General features: G+C 62.3%; 19 protein-coding genes and 1 tRNA gene. 8 read left to right on the top strand and 12 right to left on the bottom strand.

Features of this window, described 5'->3' with window-relative positions:
- Window positions 1-91 precede the first annotated feature (91 nt).
- The 4 genes from BLW21_RS09265 (at window position 92) to BLW21_RS09255 (ending at window position 5,393) form a co-directional block, all read left to right on the top strand.
- Window positions 92-2,689 (top strand): PIG-L family deacetylase, encoded by a 2,598-nt coding sequence (locus tag BLW21_RS09265; RefSeq protein ID WP_092739263.1) that lies wholly within the window; start codon window positions 92-94, stop codon window positions 2,687-2,689.
- Between the two features lie 92 nt (window positions 2,690-2,781).
- A complete protein-coding gene (locus BLW21_RS09260; RefSeq protein ID WP_092739261.1) occupies window positions 2,782-3,441 on the top strand; it encodes a phosphatase PAP2 family protein in 660 nt (219 codons plus the stop codon).
- Window positions 3,442-3,576: 135 nt separating this feature from the next.
- Window positions 3,577-3,711 (top strand): hypothetical protein, encoded by a 135-nt coding sequence (locus tag BLW21_RS21945; RefSeq protein ID WP_262490438.1) that lies wholly within the window; start codon window positions 3,577-3,579, stop codon window positions 3,709-3,711.
- Window positions 3,708-5,393, top strand: coding sequence for a sodium:solute symporter family protein (locus BLW21_RS09255; protein WP_092739259.1), 1,686 nt, complete (start codon window positions 3,708-3,710; stop codon window positions 5,391-5,393). The genes BLW21_RS21945 and BLW21_RS09255 overlap by 4 nt, the downstream gene beginning before the upstream one ends.
- Window positions 5,394-5,645: 252 nt before the next feature.
- Here the strand turns inward: BLW21_RS09255 and BLW21_RS09250 are convergent, their stop codons facing one another.
- From BLW21_RS09250 to BLW21_RS09215, 8 genes are all read right to left on the bottom strand, one after another.
- Entirely contained in the window at window positions 5,646-6,551 is a 906-nt protein-coding gene (locus BLW21_RS09250) for a DUF2911 domain-containing protein (RefSeq protein ID WP_092739257.1), read from the bottom strand.
- Between the two features lie 132 nt (window positions 6,552-6,683).
- Window positions 6,684-7,217, bottom strand: a complete 534-nt coding sequence (locus BLW21_RS09245) for a hypothetical protein (protein WP_092739255.1) — start codon at window positions 7,215-7,217, stop codon at window positions 6,684-6,686.
- A 54-nt stretch (window positions 7,218-7,271) separates the two neighbouring features.
- Complete coding sequence (locus tag BLW21_RS21115; protein WP_139255144.1) at window positions 7,272-7,832, bottom strand: hypothetical protein; 561 nt, start codon at window positions 7,830-7,832, stop codon at window positions 7,272-7,274.
- 72 nt (window positions 7,833-7,904) lie between these two features.
- Window positions 7,905-9,752, bottom strand: a complete 1,848-nt coding sequence (locus BLW21_RS09235) for an ABC transporter ATP-binding protein (protein ID WP_245711854.1) — start codon at window positions 9,750-9,752, stop codon at window positions 7,905-7,907.
- A 127-nt stretch (window positions 9,753-9,879) separates the two neighbouring features.
- Window positions 9,880-10,359 carry an energy transducer TonB gene (locus BLW21_RS09230; RefSeq protein ID WP_139255143.1) on the bottom strand — a complete coding sequence of 160 codons (480 nt, stop codon included), beginning with the start codon at window positions 10,357-10,359 and terminating at the stop codon, window positions 9,880-9,882.
- 123 nt (window positions 10,360-10,482) lie between these two features.
- A complete protein-coding gene (locus tag BLW21_RS09225) occupies window positions 10,483-11,964 on the bottom strand; it encodes a sodium:solute symporter (RefSeq protein WP_092739247.1) in 1,482 nt (493 codons plus the stop codon).
- 202 nt (window positions 11,965-12,166) lie between these two features.
- Entirely contained in the window at window positions 12,167-13,180 is a 1,014-nt protein-coding gene (locus BLW21_RS09220) for an MBL fold metallo-hydrolase (RefSeq protein ID WP_092739245.1), read from the bottom strand.
- A 102-nt stretch (window positions 13,181-13,282) separates the two neighbouring features.
- Window positions 13,283-13,840: a hypothetical protein gene (locus tag BLW21_RS09215; protein ID WP_092739243.1), complete on the bottom strand. Its 558-nt coding sequence runs from the start codon at window positions 13,838-13,840 to the stop codon at window positions 13,283-13,285.
- Between the two features lie 153 nt (window positions 13,841-13,993).
- Between BLW21_RS09215 and BLW21_RS21500 the strand changes: the two genes are divergently transcribed.
- A complete protein-coding gene (locus tag BLW21_RS21500) occupies window positions 13,994-14,656 on the top strand; it encodes a hypothetical protein (RefSeq protein WP_092739241.1) in 663 nt (220 codons plus the stop codon).
- A 195-nt stretch (window positions 14,657-14,851) separates the two neighbouring features.
- On the opposite strand, the gene BLW21_RS09205 is transcribed toward BLW21_RS21500, so the two are convergent.
- Together BLW21_RS09205 and BLW21_RS09200 are read right to left on the bottom strand one after the other, a co-directional pair.
- The gene (locus tag BLW21_RS09205; RefSeq protein WP_245711853.1) at window positions 14,852-16,711 is read right to left on the bottom strand and encodes a M61 family metallopeptidase; all 1,860 of its coding nucleotides are present in this window, start codon (window positions 16,709-16,711) and stop codon (window positions 14,852-14,854) included.
- Between the two features lie 94 nt (window positions 16,712-16,805).
- Entirely contained in the window at window positions 16,806-17,489 is a 684-nt protein-coding gene (locus tag BLW21_RS09200; protein WP_092739239.1) for a class I SAM-dependent methyltransferase, read from the bottom strand.
- Between the two features lie 102 nt (window positions 17,490-17,591).
- Here BLW21_RS09200 and BLW21_RS09195 point away from each other — a divergent pair, with 102 nt between their 5' ends.
- The 3 genes from BLW21_RS09195 (at window position 17,592) to BLW21_RS09185 (ending at window position 19,467) form a co-directional block, all read left to right on the top strand.
- Window positions 17,592-18,311, top strand: a complete 720-nt coding sequence (locus BLW21_RS09195; protein ID WP_092739237.1) for a phosphatase PAP2 family protein — start codon at window positions 17,592-17,594, stop codon at window positions 18,309-18,311.
- Between the two features lie 127 nt (window positions 18,312-18,438).
- Window positions 18,439-18,520, top strand: a tRNA-Leu gene (locus BLW21_RS09190).
- A 272-nt stretch (window positions 18,521-18,792) separates the two neighbouring features.
- A complete protein-coding gene (locus BLW21_RS09185; protein ID WP_092739235.1) occupies window positions 18,793-19,467 on the top strand; it encodes a phosphatase PAP2 family protein in 675 nt (224 codons plus the stop codon).
- A gap of 169 nt (window positions 19,468-19,636) precedes the next feature.
- Here BLW21_RS09185 and BLW21_RS09180 read toward each other — a convergent pair whose 3' ends face one another.
- Both BLW21_RS09180 and BLW21_RS09175 read right to left on the bottom strand, forming a co-directional pair.
- Complete coding sequence (locus BLW21_RS09180) at window positions 19,637-22,006, bottom strand: GAF domain-containing protein (RefSeq protein WP_092739233.1); 2,370 nt, start codon at window positions 22,004-22,006, stop codon at window positions 19,637-19,639.
- 102 nt (window positions 22,007-22,108) lie between these two features.
- Window positions 22,109-22,666, bottom strand: a complete 558-nt coding sequence (locus BLW21_RS09175; RefSeq protein WP_092739231.1) for a hypothetical protein — start codon at window positions 22,664-22,666, stop codon at window positions 22,109-22,111.
- Window positions 22,667-22,681: the final 15 nt, after the last annotated feature.

Raw genomic sequence — 22,681 nt, 5'->3', positions numbered from 1 at the left:
GTAGCGCGAAACAGATTTTCGCGCAGTGGCTGCCGTTCTGCAACCTGCCGCTTCGGCCTGCATCTTTACCGCTCTCGTTTCAGCTTCTTGAATGACCCTTCGCTGCCCCTTCCGCACCGCCGCCCTGCTGCTGGTGCTGTTAATTACTAATTGCTCATTACTAATTGGCGAAGCCTACGCCCAGGCCCCCAAAACGTACTCGTCGTCCGAGATTCTACTGGGGCTCAAGAAGCTCAACGTGCTGGGCTCGGCCCTCTACATTGCGGCCCACCCCGACGATGAGAACACCCGCCTGCTAGCCTACCTGGCCAACGGCCGCCTTGTGGAAACGGGCTACCTGAGTGCCACCCGCGGCGACGGCGGCCAGAACCTCATCGGCCCCGAGTTGCGCGAGGGTCTGGGTGTCATCCGGACGCAGGAGCTGCTGGCGGCCCGCCGCATCGACGGGGGCCGGCAGTTCTTCACCCGGGCCAACGACTTCGGCTTCTCGAAAACGGCCGCCGAAACCTTCACCATCTGGGACAAGGAGCAGGTGCTCTCGGACATGGTCTGGGTGATTCGCCAGCGCCGGCCCGACGTGATGATTACCCGCTTCCCGCCCGATGCCCGCGCCGGCCATGGCCACCACACGGCCTCGGCCATGCTGGCCATCGAGGCCTTTTCTGCCGCCGCCGACCCCAAGCGCTTCCCCGAGCAGCTCCAGTACGTGCAGCCCTGGCAGGCCAGGCGCCTGCTCTGGAACACCGGCAGCTTTTTCGTGAAGCCCGGTGAGGACATGAGCCAGTATTTCCAGCTCGACGCCGGCGGCTATAATGCCCTGCTGGGCCGCAGCTACGGCGAAATTGCCGCCGAGAGCCGTACCAGCCACAAAAGCCAGGGCTTCGGCAGTAGCGCCCAGCGCGGCGAGGCCCCGGAGTATTTCCAGCTGCTGAAAGGCGCGCCCGCTAAAACCGATCTGTTCGATGGCGTGGACCTGACCTGGAACCGCGTACCCGGCGGCGCGGCCGTGGGCAAACTGGTGGACGAGGTGATTCGAAACTACGACGCAGCGAATCCCAGCGCGAGCGTGGCAGGTCTGCTGAAGGTGAGGGAGGAGCTGGACAAACCATCAAAAATTCCTTTCTGGGATTTGGAAAAAGGTCAGGAAGTTGATGAATTGATATACGCTTGCCTAGGACTGAGTATTTCGGCCATTGCTCAGGAACCTACAGCAACTCCAGATGGGAAGCTTGGTTTAGCTATTGAAATTCTAAATCGTTCATCAGTTCCTGTAAAACTTAAGGCGCTGCAAGTTCCTGCTATAGAGCCGTCCAAATTTAGGACAGTAGGTAATATGGCCTATCAGGATATCAATGAGCAATTAGTTAGTGGCCAGCCATTTATAAAGAAGAATTCTATTACAATACCAACCGAACAATCTGTATTCCAGCCCTATTGGTTACGGCAGCTTGGAACAATAGGTATGTATAAAGTACCGGAAGTGGTGGAAGACTTCATCTGGCCTGAACAACCTAACACACGTCGTCTGCTAGAGAGATGGGAGGTACTCGGAAATCCAGAAAACGTATCAGTAAATGAAGTTGCGTTCACGGTAGAAGTTGCTGGTGTACCGCTTTATTATACCGTCCCCGTTCAATACAAGCACACCGACCCCGTGCGGGGCGAAATCTACGAGCCGCTGACGGTGGTACCGCCAGTGATGGTGAACATCGGCGGGCAGGCCTTCGTGTTTGCTGATACCCAGCCCAAAACGGTGCCCGTGACGCTGCGGGCCGGCAAGGCGGGCGTGAAGGGCAGCGTGGCCCTCACGCTGCCCGCCGGTTGGGTGGCCGAGCCGGCCAGCCGGCCGTTCGACCTCGCCGCCAAAGACGCCGAGCAGACCGTACAGTTCCAAGTGCGGCCCGGCGCGGGCGCTAAGGAAGGCAAAGTTGAGCTGCGGGCCGTGGCAACCGTGGACGGCCAGCCCTACTCGCGCGGTTACCAGACCATTGCCTACGACCACATCCCGACCCAAACGTTGTTTCCCGAAGCCACCGCCCCGCTCGTGAAGCTCGACCTCAAGCGCAAGGGCCAGCAAATCGGCTACCTGATGGGGGCCGGCGACGAGGTGCCCGAGGCCCTGCGCCAGATTGGCTACACCGTGACCCTGCTCAAGCCCGAGGACCTCACCGACATCAACCTGCGCCGCTTCGACGCCGTGGTGCTCGGAATCAGGGCCTACAATACCGTGGACCAACTCAAAATCCGCCAGCCGGCGCTGCTGAAGTACGTCGAGAACGGGGGCAATCTGGTGGTGCAGTACGTGGTGAACCGCGGCACGGTGCTGCCCGAAATCGGCCCCTACCCGCTCACCCTCAGCCGCGACCGGGTGACGGTGGAAGACGCGCCCGTAACCATGCTCAACCCCAAACAACCCCTGCTCAACACCCCCAACCGCATTACGCCCCAGGATTTCACCGGCTGGGTGCAGGAGCAGGGCCTCTACTACCCCGAGAAGTGGGACCCCCGCTACCAGACCGTCATCAGCAGCCACGACCCCGACGAGCCGGCCCGCGAAGGCGCCATCCTGGTCGCCGACTACGGCAAGGGCCACTACATCTACACCGGCCTCTCGCTGTTCCGCGAGCTGCCCGCCGGCGTACCGGGTGCGTATCGGCTGCTGACCAATATGGTGTCGTTGGGGAAGTAGCTTCGTGCTGGCGGGGCACCTCACCCCCCGGCCCCCTCTCCTCCGGGAGAGGGGGGGCCAGACGACAGTGGTTTTTTGATCTTTCGTCCGTTATGAGCTTCCATTTCTATCTGCGTCTGCTGCTGGTGGCGTTGCTTTCTGTGCCGGTTATTCTTCTCCTGATTGTCGGGATGGATGTACCGTTGGCTAAGCTGCAGCATGACTACGGTGCGCCATTACAGCCGTTCTTTCTGAGTTTTATGCGTCTGCACGATGGGTTGATGAGCGTGTTCTGGCCTCTGGTGGTGTGGCCGGCACTGCTGCTGCTTTTCAGCGTTGCGCGCTGGCGGCGCTGGCCCCACAGCACCATATGGCTGGTGGCTTTGCTGACGCTGATAGCCAGTCAGGGAATCGTGAACATGCTGAAGATGTACTTCCACCGGCCCCGCCCGCTGACGGTGCTCGGGGAGCTGGTATCGGATGCGGGTTTCTGGCAAGCGGAAGGTCAGTTAGACTCCTTTCCCTCGAACCACGCGGCCGTTGCGGCGGGCCTGCTGCTGCCCTGGGCCCTCCGGTTTCCGAAGGCGCGGCCCTGGCTGCTGACGTGGCTGGGGCTGGTGTGCTTGGGCCGGGTGGTGCTGGAGTTTCACTGGCTAAGCGACGTAGTGGCCGGCGCGGCGCTGGGTCTGCTACTAACCTGCGCGTTTGAACTTGCCACGTGGTGGCTGCGACCGAAGCTGGTTGCGGGGAGCAACAACCTCCTGTCATCCTGAGCGGAGCGAAGGACCTTATCACGTCAGCACAAGACAAAACTTCACTTATCCTATCGTGATAAGGTCCTTCGCTCCGCTCAGGATGACAGGGGTTTCACCTATCTTTCGACTTTGCCAGTTTACAATCCCGCACCCGTGTCCGTCTCAGCAACTGAACCCGACAACAAACCGCCGCTGCTGCCTTCGTGGCGGGCCTGGTACTGGCTGGTGCTGGGGGCGCTGGGAGCTGAAATCGGCTTATTCGTGTACCTGACCCAGCTGTTTGCATGAGCGCGCTCGACTGGCTGATTCTGGGCGGCACGCTGCTGTTTATTGTGGGCTACGGCACTTGGCGCACCCGCCGCGCCGGCGCCTCGCTCGACGATTACCTGCTCGGCGGGCGCTCGGCTTCGTGGTGGGCGGTGGGCCTGAGCATCATGGCCACCCAGGCCTCGGCCATCACCTTCATCAGCACCCCTGGCCAGGCCTACGACGATGGCATGCGCTTCATCCAGTTCTACCTGGGCCTGCCGGTGGCCATGGTGCTGATAGCGGTGTTTGCCGTGCCCATCTACCACCGGTTGCAGGTGTATACGGCCTACGAGTACCTGGAAGGCCGGTTCGACAGGCGCACCCGCACCTTCACGGCGCTGCTGTTTCTGGTGCAGCGGGGCCTCAGCAACGGCCTCTCGCTGTATGCGCCGGCGCTGGTGCTATCGGCCATTCTGGGCTGGAATATCCACCTCACCGTCTGGCTGATTGGCGGGCTGATGATTGGCTACACCGTGAGCGGCGGTACCAAGGCGGTGGCCGTAACCCAGCAGGCCCAGGTAGCCGTTATTTTCACGGGGATGGTGATTGCCGGCTACCTGCTGGTGCACTACCTGCCCGAGGGCGTGGGCTTTACCGATGCCATGCGCGTAGCTGGCTCCCAGGGCAAGCTCAACCTGATTGACTTCCACTTCGACCCCAACGACCGCTACAACTTCTGGTCGGGCATTACCGGCGGCCTGTTTCTGGCCCTCTCGTACTTCGGCACCGACCAGAGCCAGGTGCAGCGCTACCTGGCCGGCCGCGACCTGACCGAAAGCCGCCTGGGGCTGCTGATGAACGGCTTGCTCAAGATTCCGATGCAGTTCGGGATTCTGCTGCTGGGCGTGCTGCTGTTCGTGTTCTACCAGTTCAACCCGGCCCCGCTCACCTTCAACCGGCCGGTGTACCTGCAGGTGGCCCACTCCGAGCAGTACGGCCCCCAGCTGCGGGGCCTGGAGCGCAGCCACGCCACGCTGTTCAAGGCCCGCGCCCAGGCCACCGGCGAGCTGGTAGCGGCCCTCAAAACCGATGACCCCGCCACCGTAGCCGCCGCCGAAACGCGTCTGCAAACCGTGCAGGCTGCCAACCTGGGGCTGCGCGAGCAGGCCCAGAAGCTAATGAAGCAGGCCGTACCCTCAGTCGAAGCCAAGGACACCGACTACGTGTTCCTGACCTTCGTGCTCAACTATCTGCCCCAGGGCCTGGTGGGGTTGCTGGTAGCCGTGGTGCTGAGCGCCGCCATGGGCTCGGCCGCCGCCGGCCTCAACGCCCTGTCGTCCACCACTCTAGTCGATTTGTACAAGCCGCGTCGGCCGGGCCGCTCGGAGGCCCACTACGTGGCCGTGTCGCGCTGGGCGGCGGCGGTCTGGGGGGTGCTCGGAATTGCCTTCGCCACCTTCGCCGCCCGCCTCGAAAACCTGATTCAGGCCGTCAACATCCTCGGCTCGTTCTTCTACGGCACTATTCTGGGCATTTTCATGGTGGCTTTCTTCATGAAATCCATCAACGGCCGCACCGTATTCTGGGCCGCCGTCGTGGCCCAGATTGTAGTGGCCGGCCTGTTCTTCACTACCGACATCGGCTACCTCTGGTTCAACATCATCGGCTGCGCCATGGTAGTGGCGGGCTGCGCTGGGTTTAAGCTGTTAGCTAAAAGCTGATAGCTGTTAGCTCGATGTTCAACGTCGCGCCTCACCTCCTAGCCCCCTCTCCGAAAAAGGAGAGGGGGAACTAGCTCTTAGTTTTTATAGCTAAAGCAGTCACAATCAGACTAGAAATTATAATCTAGTCCCCCCCCCTCTCCTTTTTCGGAGAGGGGGCTAGGGGGTGAGGCGCAACGTGAGGGGTACGAACAACAACGCGCCCGGCTCCAATAGGAACCGGGCGCGTTTTTATAAGCTAACAGCTCAAAATTACTTCCCTTTCTTGGCTTCCATAATCAGCTCATCGTTCATCTTCACGTAGTCCATGTTCTTGGCTTCGGTGGCCAGCTTTTTCGACATCTCGGCCGCCGTGATGGCGCCCTTGTAGTCCTTCATCTTCATGCGGATTTTGGCCTCCGTGAGCACATTCCAGAACTTGGGGTCTTTGGCGTTGGCCTGCTGCATCCAGGTCAGGGCCTGCTTCATGTCCTTGTCGTTGTCGAGGTAGTAGACGGCGGCGGCGGCCAGGTCGCCGCTGGTGGGGCTGGCGTTTTTCGTCACTTTCTCGCTGATTTGGGCCATTACTTTAGGCTCCACATCGGCCATGAGTTTGAACTTAACGGCTGTCTGGTCCCACATTATGGCCACGTTGGCGGTGGCGGGGGTCAGGTCGGTGAAGTCGATGGTAAAGGTTTCCACCTTCTCACCCAGCTTCGTGGGTTTCACTTTGAAGCTGGCAATGTTTTCGTCGTCTTTGAAGCCATCCACGTTGGCCCCCATCTTGGTGTTCTTGTTGAGTACCACGGTCCACTCGGTAGCACCGGGAATGGTGTAGAGGCCATACTCGCCGGCGGCCACCTTCTGACCTTCCACCATCACATCGTCGGCAAATTTGATGAGCGTGGAGTTGTTGGCGCCCGTGCGCCAGCGCTGGCCGTAGTTTACGATGGCCTTGCTGCTGGCGTCGCCGAAGCCCATGCGGCTGCGCAGACCGGGCCGGAAATAAGTAACCGTTACGTCGGTGAGGCCCACGCGCTGCATAACCGTGCTTTTGGGGCTGGGCTGGGGCGTGCTGATCTGGGCCTGAGCCGCACCGCCACCGAGTAGCAGGCCGGTAAGTACCAAGGTAGCGCCGGGGATGCGGGCGGTGGAAGGGCGGGAGGTGGAGAATGCCATACGAAGCAGGAATTGGATGAAGGTGAAGGGAGTTTCCAGGTAAAAATAAGCAAACCAAACTCGTTCGCTCGCTCAGCCAACCCCATACCGGGTCGGAAGTTCAACTGTTGAACGTTGTTCTCGCCGCTGGCTTTAGGTCTGCTGCTGCCGAATCTGGTGGCGCGCCAGCAGTCGGGTCACATCGACGCGGGTGGCGGGGGCCTGCAGGCGGCGCATATCCAGGTAGTAGCAGGCAGCTTCGGTGGGGTAGAGCAGCAGCCAGTCGGGGCCCACCCATACGGCCCGTTGCATGGTGGTCCAGGGCCCCGAGAACTTGCCTTGCTGACTTTGGCCAATGACTTCAGTGGTAGTCAGAATGAAGTCGATGGGCTGCTGCAACGTGGCGTTGCGGGCGTAGCCGCGCCGCAGCTGGTAGCGTACCAGCCCGAAACGGGAAACTCCATACAGCACTGCCACGCCCAAAAAAATAAAGCTGGAGGTCCGTTGGAGCTGGCCGTTTTGCCACACATCGAGTCCCACGCCAATCGTCAGTAGCCCTATGGCCGTGCCCAGCAGCCAGTGCAGGCGGCGCGTGGCCGGCCGCGCCCGCCACAGCCGGAAGTTCACAGCTACGTAATCATCGGCCGAAAGGCGCACGGCGGGCAGGTGGTAGGGCGGATCAATCATAGAAGCAGGGTAGGAAACTGCCTCAGGTCTAACTAGGTACCAAAGCAGGCTGGCCTAAACTGCAAAAATAGCCTTATCGGCCCGCATGTTATGCCCCCGCACTACGGCCCGTACATCGGCGGCAGTTAGCGGTTCGGGCAGCCGTTTGAGGTGGAGGTAGTAGCAAAACTCCGTATCGGGGTAAAGCAGCAGCCAGTCGCCGATTTCGCGCACCCGGTAGAGCGAATCCCAGCAGTGAAAGACGGTGCCCAACGGGTAGTGCAATCGGAGGCCCGCATCCGAGAACTCCAGTGCCTCGGGTTGCGGCCGCGCCTGCTGCTGCCGAAAAGCCCGCCGGTACTCCCAGAGTTGATGCAGCAAGCCAAAGCCAACCAGCACGACACCAAACAGCATAAAACCCAACCCACCGCCCGTTGCAAAAGAAACCCCAAACGACCCCGCCAAAATCAAGGCGCCTTTTATCCAGTTCGGCCATGGGTCAGACGTAACGGGTCGCGTTGCCCCGGGGTTGGGGTGCCGCTGCCGCTCCTGGGTCTGGTGAATCAGCTGGTATTCGGCAAACGTGGGCGGCGTGGCCGGAATCAGCAGAACAGGCGCCTTTGATATATCAGCCATAATCTCGTAAACGCTGATTGGATAATTCTAATCAGCGAATATAAACCGGGTAACCGAAAACAGGGCCTTCGATTACGTCAGCTCGAACTGCAGGCGGAGCAGATTGGCGTAGAGGCCGCCTTCCCGCTCGCTCAGCTCGTCGTGGGTGCCTTGTTCCACGATGCGGCCGCCGTCGATAACCAGGATTTTATCCACTTTCCGAATCGTGCTCAGGCGGTGGGCGATGATGATGCTGGTGCGGTTCTGCATCAGCTCGTCCATGGCGCCCTGCACCAGCATTTCGCTTTCCGAGTCGAGCGAGGAAGTGGCTTCGTCGAGGATGAGGATGGCGGGGTTTTTCAGGATGGCGCGGGCAATGGCCACGCGCTGGCGCTGCCCGCCTGAAAGCTTGATTCCCCGCTCGCCCACCAGCGTATCGAGGCCCTCGGGGAAGCCCTGGATGAAGCGGTAGGCGTTGGCCCGCTCGGCGGCCTCGATGATTTCGGCGTCGGTGGCGCCGGGGCGGCCGTAGGCAATGTTTTCGCGGATGGAGCCACCGAACAGCAGGGTTTCCTGGGGCACAATACCAATCTGGCGGCGCAGGGCCGTCAGGTCGTAGTCGGCTACCGGGTGGCCGTCGATGGTGATGCTGCCGCCGCTTAGCGGGTAGAACTGCATCAGCAGGCCGGCAATAGTGCTTTTGCCGGCGCCGCTGGGGCCCACGAGGGCAATTTTCTCGCCTGCGCCAATGTGGAAGTCGATGTCGGTGAGCACGGGCACATCGGGGCGGGTGGGGTAGCGGAAGGCCACATGCTCGTAGCGGATGTCGCCCTCGATGCTGATGGGTACGATGCCGGTGGCGGGCTCGTGGTGGGTGGGCTCCGGGGCTTCATCCAGAATTTCAAGGATGCGCTCCGAAGCGCCTAGCGTGCTCTGCACCTTGCCGTACATCTCACCCAAACCCGCAATGGAGGCCCCGATGAAGGCCGTGTAGAGCAGAAAGGTGAGGAGCTGGCCCACTTCGAGGTGGTCGGGGCCGGGGTTATACACCAGCGTGGCCGCCCGCCACAGAATGAGGATGATGCCGCCGGTGAGGCCGATGATGATGAACGACACGAAGCCGCCGCGGTACAGGTTGCTGCGCAGGGCCGTGCGCACCACCCGATCGAGGGCCGTGCCGTAGCGGTTGGTTTCAAACCGCTCGTTGGTGAAAGCCTTCACCGAGTTGATGGCCTGCAGCGTTTCCTCGACGATGGTGTTGGTGTTGGCCAGCTCCTGCTGGGTTTCGCGGGCCAGCACCCGGATTTTGCGCCCAAACAGGCCCGCCACCAGAATGATGGGCGGAAACGTGAGCAGCATAAACAGCGAGAGTTTCACCGACACCAGCATGATGGCCGTGATGCCGATGAGCATGGTGGAAATCTGCCGGAACAGCTCGGCCAGGGTCAGCGAAAACGTGTCCTGAATCTGGGCTACATCGGAGGTGATGCGCGAGGTAATGGCACCCACGCGGTTTTGCTCGAAGTAGGGAATGGGTAGCTGCACAAACTTGCCGTAGAGCGCCCGCCGGATGTCGCGCACCGTAAACTCGCTCACCTGCGTGAAAAACCAGATGCGTCCGAACGAGAAAAATCCCTGAAACACGATGATGCCGAACAGCAGCAGCGCAATCTGGTTGATACCCAGCACCCAGCCGTTGCCCAGCACCAGCGGCTCGTGGTTGGCGGCCCCAATCAGCTTGCCAGCCAGCCACGGAAAGGCCATAAACGTGCTGCTACTCAGCAACAGCATCAGCAGGCCCACGATGAATTTCGCCTTGTAGGGCAGCATGTAACGGAAAATCCGCAGGCTGCGCTTGAGCGACTCCTTGTTCACTTTTGCCTTGGGCAGCTCGGCCGTTGCCAGGTCGCTGCCACTACTATTCATTCCACTTCGGGCCATTGGTTTTGGGAAGCTAGAAGCTAGGAGCTAGAAGACAGGCGCTTGGTAAAGTGGAATCCGAAAGACCATATCTTCGGTCTTCTGCTCCCTGAATGCTGGCTCCTGGCTTCTAACTTCTAGCTCCTCATTAGTCAAATTTCGGTTTGCCCTGCTCGACTTGCAGGCCCTCGGAAACGCCGAACGGGACGGGCAGCCGCACCTGAATCGGTACGGGCTGGCCCTTGCGGGTGGCGGGTTTCCAGGCGGGCATCTGGCCCAGTACCCGTAACGCCTCGGTGTCGCACTCGGGGCTCAGGGGCTGCGCTACCGAAGGGTTGGTCAGGTGGCCGTCGGCTTCTATGGTAAAGGTCATCACTACGTGGCCGCTGATTTGCTTGACGCTGGCCGCTTCGGGATACTTCAGGTGCTGCTGGAAAAACTGGTTCAGGCCCTTGGCGCCGCCCGGAAACTGGGGCGGTACGTCGGGGCGGTTGGCGGCGGGTTTGGCCTGGGCCTGCATGCGGCCGGCCTTCAGCTCGACGGGCTTTTTGGCCGATGCCGGCTGCTGGGCCCAAGCTTCGGCAAGGCCCAAAGGTAAAAGCAGCAGAATGAAGAAAAGGTGTTTCATGCTGGGTATGATGGCTTGGCAGTTGTTCAACAGGCAAATTTAGAACGTTATGCTGAGCAGGTGGCGCATAGAGCCACCTGCTCAGCATAACATCGTTCTTCTAACTCCTCCACATAACAACCCCTAGGCCACGGGGTTCAATTGGTAGTCGCGGGGGCGCGAAATCAGCCACAGGCCCAGGAAGGTGAGCAGGCCGTTGAGGATGAGAATCTCGAAGCCGAACTTGTAGTTCCACCACTGCTCGGAGTTGGCGTTGATAAACCAGGTGATGAGCGGCGTGAGCAGGCACAGGGGTAGCACCAGCTTGTCGTGCAGGCCGCGCTTGGTGAAGATGCCGAACGAGTACAGGCCCAGCAGCGGCCCGTAGGTGTAGCCGGCGGCTTTGAACACGGCCGTAATCACGCTCTGGTCGTTGATGGCCCGGAAAATCAGGATAATCACAATCAGGACAATAGAGAAGCCGAGGTGCGCGAGCTGGCGGATGCTTTTCTGCTTTTTCTCCTCGTACTGGCTGATGCCGAGCATGTCCACGCAGAACGAAGTGGTGAGGGCCGTCAGGGCCGAATCGGCGGAGGCATAGGTAACGGCAATGATGCCCAGGATGAAGATAATGCCCGCAAACAGCGTGAAGTGGTTGGTGGCCAGCATCGGAAACACACTGTCGCCGATGATGGCGCCGGTTTCGGGGTTGGTGGGCAGCGTAATGCCCTTGGCGGCGGCGTACTGGTAGAGCAGCACCCCGAGCGAAAGGAAAAATATGTTGACCAACACAATGGCAATGGTGAACCAGAACATGTTCTTCTGCGCGTCGGCCAGGTTGCGGCAACTCAGGTTTTTCTGCATCAGATCCTGATCGAGGCCGGTCATCACGATGGTGATGAAAGCGCCCGAGGCAAACTGCTTCCAGAAGAACTTATCGTCCTTGGGGTCGGAGAAGTAAATCTGCGACATGGCGCTTTCCTTCACCGTTTTCACCAGGCCGGCGAAGCCCAGGTTCAGCTCGTCGGCCATCAGGTAAATGCTCACGGCCACGCAAATCAGCATGGCCATGGTCTGGAAAGTATCGGTCCAGAGGATGGTTTTGAGGCCTCCACTGAACGTGTAGAGGTAAATCAGGAAGATGGCGGCCGTGACCGTGACGGCAAATGGCACGCCCAGCCCGTCGAACACGGCCAGCTGTAGCACACCGGCCACCAGAAACACCCGGAATGCCGCGCCCACGGCCCGCGAGAGCAGGAAGAAGAACGCGCCCGTTTTGTAGCTCCAGAACCCGAACCGCTGCTCCAGGTAGGTGTAGATGCTCACCAGCCGCATCCGGTAGTAGAGCGGCATCAGCACGGTGCCGATCACGAGGTAACCCACCGTGTAGCCCAGCACCACGGCCATGTAGCTCCAGCTCTGCCCGGCTACCATGCCCGGAATCGAGATGAACGTGACGCCCGACAGCGAGGTGCCAATCATGGCGAAAGCCACCATGTACCAGGGCGCGTTGCGGTTGGCAATGAAGAACGACTCGCTCGTGGCCCCGCGCGAGGTGAAGTAGGCAATGATGATGAGGACCACGAAGTAGCCCGCAATGAGACTGAGAATAAGGGTGGGGGACATTTTTTTAAGCTTTTAGCTGAGAGCTATTAGCTGTTAGCTTTTTACACTGCGAATCAATCCAGCCTGATGGTAATTCATCTTCGGTTGAAAGTGATTTGCAGCTGTATTCCAACAGCAGGTAAACCGCAAAGCTAACTGCTAATATTCAACCGCTAAAAGCTCGGAAAAGCTAACAGCTAGCTGCTGCCAGCTAATAGCTCCCTTAAACCCAATCCTGCCAGCGGAGCACTTCGCCCACGGCGGGGACGTGCAGCTCGGCGCGGAGCATGCCGGAGGCGGCAATTCCCTGGATGAGGCGCTGGGGCTCGGAGGCGGGCTCGTCGCTGAGGTCGAAGGTGCCGTGGTGCATGGGCACCAGGTGGCCGGCGCGCAGCTGGTTGGCGGCCTTGGCCGATTCGTGGGGGTTGGTATGGCTGCCCGACATCATGTAGGCCGGCTTGTAGGCCCCGATGGGCATGAGCACGACATCGAGGGGGCCGAACTGCCGCTCAATCTCCTCGAAATGGTCGTTCATGTTGGTGTCGCCGGCAAAGTACAGGGTGCGGCCGTCGGGCAGGCGCAGCAGCAACGAGCCCCAGAGCACCTCGTTCACATCGAGCAGGCCGCGCCGGTACCAGTGCGAAGCGGGCAGCTTGAACAACTCGAAGGGCGCCTCGGGGCCCAGGTCGAACTGCTGCCACCAGCCGGCCTCCTGCACCGGCAGCTTGGGCGCCATGCCGCGCAGCAGCTTCTGCAGCCCCAGCGGCCCAAAGGCGCGCAGCTGCGGGTTCTGGCGGGCCAGCAGCTTAATGGACTGCTCGTCGAGGTGGTCGCGGTGGCCGTGGCTGAGCAGCAGCAGGTCGATGCCCACTAGGTCTTCGGGGCGGCAGGGCAGGGCGTGGCGGCGGCGCAGGCCCACCGACGAGAACAGCAGCGGGTCGGTTATCAGCGTGAGGCCCCCCACCCGCAGCACGAAGCTGGAGTGGCCCAGCCACAGCAACCCGTCTTCCTGGCTGCGCAGGAAGCCGGTGCCGTCCACCACGTCCGGCGTCCAGGTATCGGCCTTTTTTTCTTCTTTCTGCGGATTCTTGCTCAGCTGCCACTTCAGCAGCGTACTCAGCTGCGGCTCGTACAGCTCCTGGCCGTTGCAGTACTCGTTGCCCACCATTTTATTGCCGGGGTAGTTGGGCTTGATAGTGGGCAAATCGGGGTTGCGCACGAAGCGGGCAGTGGCCATGCAGAGAGCAGCGTAACAGAACGAAGCGCCGCCCTACCGCCGCTAAGCGGGCCGGCAGGGCGGCGCGAAAATAAAAGAAGCCGGCAAGCCCCCGAAATCGACCTAATAGCCCCAGGGCGAGCCGTAATAGCTGCCCGGCGCGGCCGTTGCCCCGCTGCTCACCCGCACCCCGCCCGATACCGAGAAGTTCTCGGTAATGTGGTAATCGGCCCGCAGATTTACGCCCTGGCCCAGGTTGCCGCCGAAGCCGGCGTAGGGGTTCACGCTTAGCTGCCCGGCCGGCGTCAGGTCTTTCCAGGCCGAGCCGGTGAGCGACAACCGCTCCGACAGCGCATACTGCCCGCCGCCCTGAATGAGCAGCCGGTTGGTGCCCGCCAGCGGCAGGGCCCGGCCGGTTTCGCCCAGCGGTGCGTAGGCCGCGCCCGGCACCGTGCGCAAATATGTCAGGCCCCCGAACACCGCAAACCGCTTGCTTAACGGCAGTGAAACCGTGGGGCTCAGATAAGAGGCCGAGCCGTAGCGACCGGCAAACGTAGTGCCCGCCTGCAGGCTGTACGAAGGCCGCAGCCCCGGTTTAGGCGCAACGGGCGTAGTATCCTGGGCCTGGGCGGCGAAGGCCAGCAGCAGCGCGGCGGGCAGCAGATAAAGGAATCGGGACATGGCGAAAGATACGAAACCGTGGAGTAGTGTGAGGCCACGTTGGGCTTCTGGTTAAAGACCGCGTCTGGCCAATTGGTTGCATCGATGAGGCATTGATTCGGAGGCGCATCGGCGCAAAGCCGTTTCTTTACGCAGCTACCCGCCTTCTTTTCTATGTCCGACCACGAATTTCTCCCTTACCAGCGCTTCCCCAATGCCACGGTGGCCCAGCCGCTGCTGGAGCTACTCTACGCGCACCATATCGAAGCCGAAACCCGCCTGGCCCAGCCCGCCTTCGACGTGTCGTTCGCCTTCAACGAAACCAGCCGCTACTTCCAGGTGCTGCTGCGCCCCGCCGACTTCGCCCGCGCCCAGGCCCTGGAGCAGCAGGCCGCCGAAGCCCTCACGGCCGACCTGCCCGCCGACTATCACCTGCTGGCCTTTTCCAGCGCCGAGCTCCACGACATTATGCTGCGGCCTGATGAGTGGAGCGCACTCGATGTAGCCCTGGCCCGGCGGCTGCTAGCCGAGCGCGGCGAAGCCCTGCCCCCGGCCCGGCTGGAGGAACTACGCCAGCAGCGCCTCAACGACCTGGCCCGCCCCGAACCCCGCCAGACCCGCGGAGTGCTGGCCGGCTACGTCCTGGCGCTGCTGGGCGGGTTTTTCGGCCTGCTGATCGGCTGGCACCTGTACTCGCACAGTCGCCAGCTGCCCGACGGCCGGCGGGTACCCGCCTTCCAGCCCCCCGACCGAGCCCACGGCCTGCGGATTATGGTGCTGAGCGGCATCTGCCTGGTTGCGCTGCTAGGCTGGTATTTCTATCGGGAGTTGCTTTAGCACAGCGTTTCCTGCCATTGAAGCTGTTTAGCGAGTTGCCAATAATAGTCAGACCGTCATGCTGAGCGCAGCCGAAGCATCTCTACCGCCATAGTATATGATTACTGTTGCGGTAGAGACGCTTCGGCTGCGCTCAGCATGACGGTCTTGTGGCTTTCTTAAGCAGCTCTCCTGTTGAAAGATCAGGCGCCGAAGCTACCGCACCTTGCTGCTGAGCCAGGCGGCGCGGAACTTCTTCTGGGCCTTGCTGATGGGGCGGCCGGCAGCTTCGTAGGTCACTACCTCCAGGGCAGGTTCTTCGGTGAGCGTTACGGGCACGGTCTGCAAGCCGGTGCGGGTGCGCACCTCCAGCTGCACCACATCGCCGGGCCGGTGGGTGCTCAGCAGCTCCTCGAACGCCTTGGACCCCACCAGGCGCTGGCCGTCGAAGCGCAACACCACGTCTTCGCGGTCGAGGCCGGCCACGTACAGCGGCGAGCCACTAGTGGTGGTGCCCAGCGTGGCGGTGCTGTCGGCGGCGTTGAAGCTCAGGCGGGTGGCCAGGCTGGCCTTGTTGGGCCGGGCCGGGCGCACCAGCAAGCCCGCCGGGGCCAGCAGGGCGGGGTAGTCGGGCTGCTGGTGGCCGTAGATGTGCTGGCGGAAAAACTGCCCGGCAAACGCCGTGTCGCGGGCCACTTCGCCCAGCACGCGCTGCAAATCGGGCGTGGTGTAGGGGCGGGCGGGGGCGTAGTTCTGCTGCTGGCTGCCAAACTGCTGCCACAGGGCGCGCATGTAGGTGTCGAGGTCGGTTTTGAAGCGGGCGCGCAGCTCCAGGTCGAGGGCCAGCGCATTGGCTGCCCCGATGTAGTAGTAGCTCAGGTAGGTATTTGTGCGGTTGTTGGGGTCGATGGCGGCCGCGGCATCCACGAACGGGGCCTGCTGGCTCATCTGCACCGGCGAGAAACGGGCCGCACCCGGCGACAGCATCATGGCGTTTACCAGGCCCGTAAGTGCCTCCTGGCAGTATTCGGTATCGGTGGGGTAGATGCCGGCGCGGCGCAGCACCAGTTCGCCGTAGTACTGCGTGAAGCCCTCGGCAAACCACAGGTTACTGCTTATGTTGGCCTGGCTGAAATTGAACGGCTCCAGATCCTGGGGCCGCAGCCGCTCCACGTTCCAGGCATGGAAAAACTCGTGCGCCACCGTGCCCAGGTTGTCGATGGCGCCGGGGCCGCGCAGGGGGCGGCGGCTGGTGAGGGAGGTGGAGTTGCGGTGCTCCATGCCGTCGGAGCTGGTTTGGGGCAGGTAGTTGGCAACGAAGGTGTAGCGGCCGAAGTCGAAGGCCGGCATCCCGCCAAACACCGCGGCCGCCTCGCGCACGATTTTCTGCGTCTGGGCCGCGTAGGCGTCCAGCTCGGCGGGCGTGCCCTCGTGCAGCACTTTCAGCTCAATGGTGCGGCCGCCTTCCTGCCAGGTGCGCACCTGCTGCTCACCCAGCGAAGTAGGCGAATCCATGAGGTACTGCAGGTTGGGGGCCGAGTACGTGGTGCCGGCCGCGTCGGGCTGCAGCTGGGTGGCCACGGTCCAGGCGGCGGGCAGGCCCGCGAACTGCACCTGCGCCGGCCGCTGCTCCAGCCCTTCAGCATAGGCCAGCGTGGCCGGAATATTCAGGTGGGCGTGGCGGGCATCAATGCCGGCGTAGGTGCCATCGGTCCGGTCGCCGAATAGGGTGTAGGTGAAGGTTACGGTGCCGTCGTGGCCGGTTACGGCCCAGCCCGAGGGGTCGGGCCGGGTGATGGTGAGGGCGCGGCCCCGCGAGTCGGTGGCGGCCACGTCGTACACGTTTTTGGCGAATTCGTGGAGGGCGTAGCGGCCGGGCGACGAGCGGGCCATGCGCACCTGCAGCGGCCCGGCGGGCAACTCCCGAAACGTGGCCGTCACGCGGGCTTCGTGGTGGACGGCGTTGGGGAAGGCCACGTTGTATTGGACCGGGGCCTGGGCTAGCGTTGACATGGGGCGGGCCAGGGCCAGCGGCAGGCTCAGCAGCAGCAGAGCAGCGGTTTTGCGCATCAGCATAAAAAGCAGCAGTAAGAATTGGAACCGCTAACCTAAGCAATTTGCGCAGGTAGGGCGCCGCATGGGCAGGAAAATCGGGCGTTTTTCTGCCGGCTCAAATTGCTGCCTGCTCTGCCGCAACATCTCGCCACACGCTGGCCTCCACCATCCCGCCAAAAAACTGCCCGGCCGGCGCCGCCCGCAGGCCCAGCCGGGCCAGCTCCGCCTCAATCGGGGGCCGCTGCCGGGCGCTGATGCCGGTGGTCAGGCCGAAAAAGCCGTACATCAGCCGCAGCAGCAGCCGGTGCCACCAGCGCCGCGGCGGCCCGAAATCGGCCAGCAGCCAAACGCCATCCGGAGCCCGGGCTGCGCCCAGCCGCGCCACCAGCTGCCGCAGCCGGGCGGGCTCAAACAGGTCGAGCAGGAAAAAGGCAACCACCGCATCGAACTGCTCGGCCGGTGCCAGCGCCGCCTCGGTGCCCAGCCGAAACTCGACCTGGTCCGCAGCCTGGGGCCAGTGCCGGGCCAGCCAAACCCGGCTGCGCGCCAGCATGCGGGGCGAGGCTTCGAGGTACACAATGCGCGCTTTGGGGGCGCGGCGCAGCACTTCGCCCAGCACCCAGCCCGAGCCGCCGCCTACCACCAACACCCGCGGCGCGCTGGCCACCAGGGGCAGTCCGGCCACTAGTGCGGCCTGCTGGGCGCGCTGCAGGGCCCGCCCGTACACGAGCCGGGCCAGCGGGTCGTAGAAGGCCGCCACGTAATCGAAACCGGAATCGGGCAGCAGGGAAACAGGCATGAGTGGGGGAGAGCCGGCTTGCTTGGTGCGGAAAAGCAGCGGGCGGCGGCAAACTACGGCCCGGCACCCGTTTTTCCGCGCCGGGCCGTATGTTTAGGAACTATGACCAAGCACTTGCGCCGGCTGCTGGCCGGCTTCACCCTTTTCCTGACCGAGTTTGCCGTCACGCTGCTGTTGGGCACGGCCGGCGTGGTGGCCTTCCTGGCCCTGAGCCGGGAAGTGTTCGACCAGGACGCGGCCACTTTCGATGCGGCGGCCTTCCGCTGGGTGCGCGAGCTGTTGGGCGCCGAGCAGCAGCAGTGGGTGGAGGCCGTTACGTTTCTGGCCTCGCGCAACTTCATTACGGTGGCCGGCCTGCTGCTGGTGGCCTGGCTGCTGCTGGTGCGGCGGCGGCACTGGTACTCGCTGCTGGTGCCGGTGGTGGCGCTGGGTTCCATCACGCTCAACCTGGTGCTCAAACAGATTTACAACCGCCCCCGCCCGCTGCTGCCGCTCACTTCGGCGTCGGGCCTGAGCTTCCCGAGCGGGCACGCCATGATTTCGGCCTCGTTCTACGGCCTGCTCATCTACTTTGCCTGGAGCCGGCTGCGCCGCTACCCGGCCCTGCGCTACAGCGTGGTGGCGGCGCTTGCTGGCCTGATTGTGCTCATCGGCCTGACGCGGGTGTACCTGCGGGTGCACTACGCTACCGATGTGCTGGCCGGCATTGCGGCGGGCCTGGCCTGGCTGATAATTGCCATTCCGCTGCTGCAGCAGCTGGAAATGCGCGTGCGGAAACGGTTTCGCCAAGACCTGCAATTGGCTGAAAAACAGCCTCAATAGCCCGGAAACGAAAGGTAAGCCAGTAATTTTTCAGCTTTTTTTAAACCAAAACTTGCAGCGCGTTCGAAAAACCGCCTATCTTTGCAGCATCAAAAGGCCCTCCCCGGAAGTCCGGACGATAAAAGCTGCGCTTGTGGCGAAATTGGTAGACGCGCTGTCTTCAGGCGGCAGTTCCGCAAGGTGTGGGAGTTCGAGTCTCCCCGAGCGCACGAAAAGCCGGTCCAGAAATGGACCGGCTTTTTCCGTTTTTATGGATTGTAAATCACTGACTCTTCGCTGATTATGCTGCTGTGGCGCCGCCCATCGTGGTGGCCTTTCCGGTAGCTGCCGGGGCCTTTGAGTGGCCGTGCCCCGCCTTTCTGAAACGAGCAGCGAGCCCGTTGCAGATGGAATCAATCCAGCGGGTTATTGAAAACTGAACGAGCGGCCCTGCATCGGCGTAATCAGCGAAGAATCGGCGCGAATCAGTGATGTATACTCCGTGATAAAAAAAGTAGCGGCCCGGGTGGTAGCGGCCCTTAGTTTACTGACGGCGGAAATAGTGGTGGTGGGCGGCGTGTTCATGGCCTCGGCGCTGCTGTTTTTCTACCTCACGCGGGTGGTTTTTGTGGGCCAGTCGGTGCAGTTTGATAACTGGGCCTTCGGGCAGCTGGATGCAGTACGGGCGGCGTGGCCGCGGCTGACGCCGGTGATGCAGGCGCTGACGTTTTTCGCGTCGCTGCCGTGGCTGGTGGCCGCTGGCATCGGGCTGCCGCTGCTGCTGCGCCGCTGGGGCCACCGTCGCGAAGCCTGGGAGGTATTTGCGGCAGTAGCGGGAGCGGCTCTGCTCAACCAAGTGCTCAAATCGCATTTCCACCGCCTACGCCCCGATTCGGCCCTGATTTTCCAGTCCGGCCTGAGCTTCCCGAGCGGGCACGCCATGATCGGGCTGGCCCTCTACGGCTGCCTGGCCTGGATTCTGTGGCGCCACCGCCGCCACCCGATCTGGGGGCTGCTGCTGCTGCTTTTCGCCCTGCTCATCGGCCTCACCCGCGTTTACCTGCACGTTCACTTCGCCACCGACGTGGTAGCTGGCTTTGCCGGTGCCCTGTTCTGGCTGATTATGCTACGGGGGGTATTTCAGTTGGGCTTTAGAGATGATGGGGTGAGGAGGTGATCGGGTAAAAGAACGGTCATCCTGAGCGCAGCGAAGGATCCTATAACGTTGCAACGAGTCGTTGATACGGCCGTTCTAGCGTGATAAGATCCTTCGCTGCGCTCAGGATGACCGTTCTTTTACCTCCTCACCTCTCACCTCTCACCTCTCACCTCCTCACCTCTCACCCTTACACCAACTTCACCTTCACGCGTAGCGCCAGCAGGCCTTTGGTGCCCTGGAGTTCTTCGAGTTCCAGCTCCTCGATTTCGTCTTCGAGCAGGCCGCGGTCCTGCAGGTAGTCGAGGTACTCGAAATACTCGTCGGCCTCGCGCTGCTGGCTGTAGACGAGGGCCAGGCAGCCGGGTTGGGTGAGCCGCTCGCCGGTACCCATTACGGTGGCCTTGTCGATGCGCTTCTTGATGATTTCGTAGCGGATGTTATAGGCGCCGTCCACGTCGAACTGGCGCTCGTCCTGGCGGAAACGGATGCTCAGGGGCTGGCCGTGAATGAGGATAAGCTGGGTGGTTTCGAGCGGCAGCGGCAGCTGATCGCGCAGGGCAGCCGTGCGGCGCGTTATCTCCACCATGGCCAGCAGCTGCCACAGGCGCAGGTTTTTGAGGAATACCAGGTCGAAGGGCTTGTCTTCGACCAGCGCGGCGCCCACGTAAATGTTGTGCTCTACGCCATCGGTTTTGAAGCGCTGGAAGTAGTGCGGGAACATAGCCTGGGCCTGGGCATTCTCCTCGTCGAGGTAGCCGGCAATAGCGTCGTTGAGCAGCGTGGTAGTCTGTTCGAACGCCTTGCGGCGTTTGTAGAGGATGCCCAGCTCGGGGTCGATCTGGGCCCAGTACTGGGCAATAACGGGCCGCAGCTCGGGCGTATTCTGGCCCAGATACTCGAACAGTGGCTCCATTTCGGTGCGGATCGAGTCGAAGATACTCACCTCGTCGCCGCTGGCCATGCCCTGGCGCAGGCGGCGCAGGTGTTTGCCCACGTAAAACCGCAGCTCGTCCAGAATCGGGAGCTGCTGGAAGTCGGAGGCCTTTTTGAGCACCTTGCCGGCCAGCGTGAGGTGCTCAATCAAGTCGCCCTGAATGGCCTCGTTGCGGGCCGCGCTGCTGCCCCGAATGTCGCAGGCGCCGTGCAGCGGGTACACATCATGAAACACGATGTCCTCCATTTCGGCCTGGCGGTTGCCGTCTTCCACCTTCTGCAGCAGGTTCTGGGCGGCATCGGTAAAGCGCCATTCCATGGTAGGATGAATGGCCGTGAACTTCTCCTTCACAATGGCTTGCACGCGGGTTTGCAGGTCTTCGGCATTCCGCTTCACGGCCACGGCAAACAGCGGCAGAAACTGGTTCACGTACTCCAGGCTGAACTCGTTGAGCCCGCCCACCGTGGGCGAGCCCAGCTCCAGCAAACCCACCGTGTCGTTGCCGTAGGGCAGCAGGGCCAGAATGGCCGAGCGGATGCCCAGGCTCAGAATCTGCGCGCGCAAATCTTCCGGAATGTCGGCCTGCTCCACGTCTTCGAGCACCAGCGGGCGGCGGTCGGCCCAGAGGCGGCCGTAAATCTGGCGGAAGCCCGAGCCGGCATCGGGGTTGTGGAGCTGCTTGGTGAGGAAGCTGTGGTTGATTTTGCGGCCGAAATCGACGAAGGCGCGCTTATTCTCATCGTAGGCCGCAATTCCCAGCTGCAGGGCGGGCTTGCCAAACAGCACCCGCAGCTTTTCCTGAATCTGTTCGAGCCGGTCGGAGGCCTGCAGCACATCCCGCTCCAGCAAGTCGTACTTGAGCTCCGACAGCACTTCCTGCTCCGTTACATCCACGAGGTGCAGAATGTTGAAGCCTTCGAGCACGAAGTTCTCGGGCGGCAGCTGGGCCAGCCACAAATCCAGGCGGTGGGGGTTGCGGCTCAGAAACTCCAGCTGCTCGGCGCTCAGCTCGGGCCTGTCGCCCACCACGTGCACATCGAGGAAAGTGGAGTTAAACTCGACGCTGTAGTGGCGGTATAGGCCCATCTGGTAGTCGGGTACCGTGAATATCACCCCGCTCTGCAGCGGCAGCTTCACGCCATACACCTTATCGAGAATGAGCTGGTAGGCCATGCGGGTGGTGTACACCTCCAGCTGCTCCATGCTGATGTTGAGCGGCTGCTTGATGCTGTGCTGGGCATTGAGCAGTACCTCGGCGAAGCGGGGCGTGTAGTAAAAGCTATGGCGCTGGAACGGCGGTACGGCCCCCACAATGGCGGTATCGAAGGAAGCGGGCGAAAACACGGCCAGCATAAGCGTTTCTACCAGGTCGCAGTTGCACTCCAGCAGGTTGAGGTCGGTGATGGGGCCCCGGGCCCAGTCGGCGGCGGCTACCTGGGCACCTACCGAGCGCGAGAGCAGGGCAATGCCCTCGTTCTGGGACGCCTCGCCGGCCTGCCAGTACGCAATCAGGGGCTCGAGGCTGAGCGTGGTGCGGAACGGGAAGGAGACAACTGCCGGAGCGGCGGTAGCGGAGTCGGGCGCAGGGGCCGCGACGGTAGCAGGAACAGTTTCTGGACGCATAAAGAGCAGGAAAGCGGGGCGGCGGCCGCCGTGGCGGCCGGTAGGGAGCTATACGAAGCCGGCCCCCGGCCGGACGTGCGCCAGCCCGGCATCAGCCCGGGGCTACCGCTGTATCAGCAGGGTTTTCAGCCCGTTGTTGCCGTCCGGGTCGGTGAGGTCGTCGCGGATGACCTGCCCGTTGCGGGTGGTAAACACCAGCTTGCTGCTGTTTTCGAAGCAGGTACAGCATCCCTCGGCCCGGAAATCAGTGCTCAGCCGCACGCTGTCGACAACGAAGCTAAAGCTGGGCTTGACGCGGGGGGCCGTGGCCAGGTAGAGCTGGTAGGAGTAGGCGTCGAGTTTGCGGTTGCCGGCCTGCGTGAACGGCGTGGTATTGTTGATGACAACGGGCTGCGAAAACTGGGCCACCGGGCGCAGCAGCTGCACGGTATCGGCGCGGGGCCGCTGGGCCGTGTCGCGTGGCACCCGCACCAGGTACACGGTAGCCACCTCGCGGGCCCGGAAGCCGGTGGGGTTGGGGCCCGTGGTGTCGGCGCTGAATTGCAGGCCCACGGCGTCGGCGAACTGGTCGTCGCATTCGCAGGCCGTTGAGCCGCAGCAGCCGGCCAGGGCCGTGGCCATTATCAAAAGCGAAAACCAGGTAGAAAAGGAGCGCAGCATAGGCCGTAAAGATAC

Source organism: Hymenobacter psychrophilus (assembly GCF_900107135.1).
GTDB lineage: Bacteria > Bacteroidota > Bacteroidia > Cytophagales > Hymenobacteraceae > Hymenobacter > Hymenobacter psychrophilus.
This window is presented reverse-complemented; position numbering and strand designations above follow the sequence as displayed.

Bases quoted from the DNA above. Each gene is read 5' to 3' on its own strand.
- BLW21_RS09260 (WP_092739261.1), top strand. From the start codon at position 2,782: ATGAGCTTCCATTTCTATCTGCGTCTGCTGCTGGTGGCGTTGCTTTCT.
- BLW21_RS09200 (WP_092739239.1), bottom strand. From the start codon at position 17,489: ATGCCTGTTTCCCTGCTGCCCGATTCCGGTTTCGATTACGTGGCGGCC.
- BLW21_RS09235 (WP_245711854.1), bottom strand. From the start codon at position 9,752: ATGGCCCGAAGTGGAATGAATAGTAGTGGCAGCGACCTGGCAACGGCC.
- BLW21_RS09230 (WP_139255143.1), bottom strand. From the start codon at position 10,359: ATGAAACACCTTTTCTTCATTCTGCTGCTTTTACCTTTGGGCCTTGCC.
- BLW21_RS09180 (WP_092739233.1), bottom strand. From the start codon at position 22,006: ATGCGTCCAGAAACTGTTCCTGCTACCGTCGCGGCCCCTGCGCCCGAC.
- BLW21_RS09195 (WP_092739237.1), top strand. From the start codon at position 17,592: ATGACCAAGCACTTGCGCCGGCTGCTGGCCGGCTTCACCCTTTTCCTG.
- BLW21_RS09175 (WP_092739231.1), bottom strand. From the start codon at position 22,666: ATGCTGCGCTCCTTTTCTACCTGGTTTTCGCTTTTGATAATGGCCACG.
- BLW21_RS09250 (WP_092739257.1), bottom strand. From the start codon at position 6,551: ATGGCATTCTCCACCTCCCGCCCTTCCACCGCCCGCATCCCCGGCGCT.
- BLW21_RS09225 (WP_092739247.1), bottom strand. From the start codon at position 11,964: ATGTCCCCCACCCTTATTCTCAGTCTCATTGCGGGCTACTTCGTGGTC.
- BLW21_RS09255 (WP_092739259.1), top strand. From the start codon at position 3,708: ATGAGCGCGCTCGACTGGCTGATTCTGGGCGGCACGCTGCTGTTTATT.
- BLW21_RS09205 (WP_245711853.1), bottom strand. From the start codon at position 16,711: ATGCTGATGCGCAAAACCGCTGCTCTGCTGCTGCTGAGCCTGCCGCTG.
- BLW21_RS09215 (WP_092739243.1), bottom strand. From the start codon at position 13,840: ATGTCCCGATTCCTTTATCTGCTGCCCGCCGCGCTGCTGCTGGCCTTC.
- BLW21_RS09265 (WP_092739263.1), top strand. From the start codon at position 92: ATGACCCTTCGCTGCCCCTTCCGCACCGCCGCCCTGCTGCTGGTGCTG.
- BLW21_RS21115 (WP_139255144.1), bottom strand. From the start codon at position 7,832: ATGGCTGATATATCAAAGGCGCCTGTTCTGCTGATTCCGGCCACGCCG.
- BLW21_RS09220 (WP_092739245.1), bottom strand. From the start codon at position 13,180: ATGGCCACTGCCCGCTTCGTGCGCAACCCCGATTTGCCCACTATCAAG.
- BLW21_RS21500 (WP_092739241.1), top strand. From the start codon at position 13,994: ATGTCCGACCACGAATTTCTCCCTTACCAGCGCTTCCCCAATGCCACG.
- BLW21_RS09245 (WP_092739255.1), bottom strand. From the start codon at position 7,217: ATGATTGATCCGCCCTACCACCTGCCCGCCGTGCGCCTTTCGGCCGAT.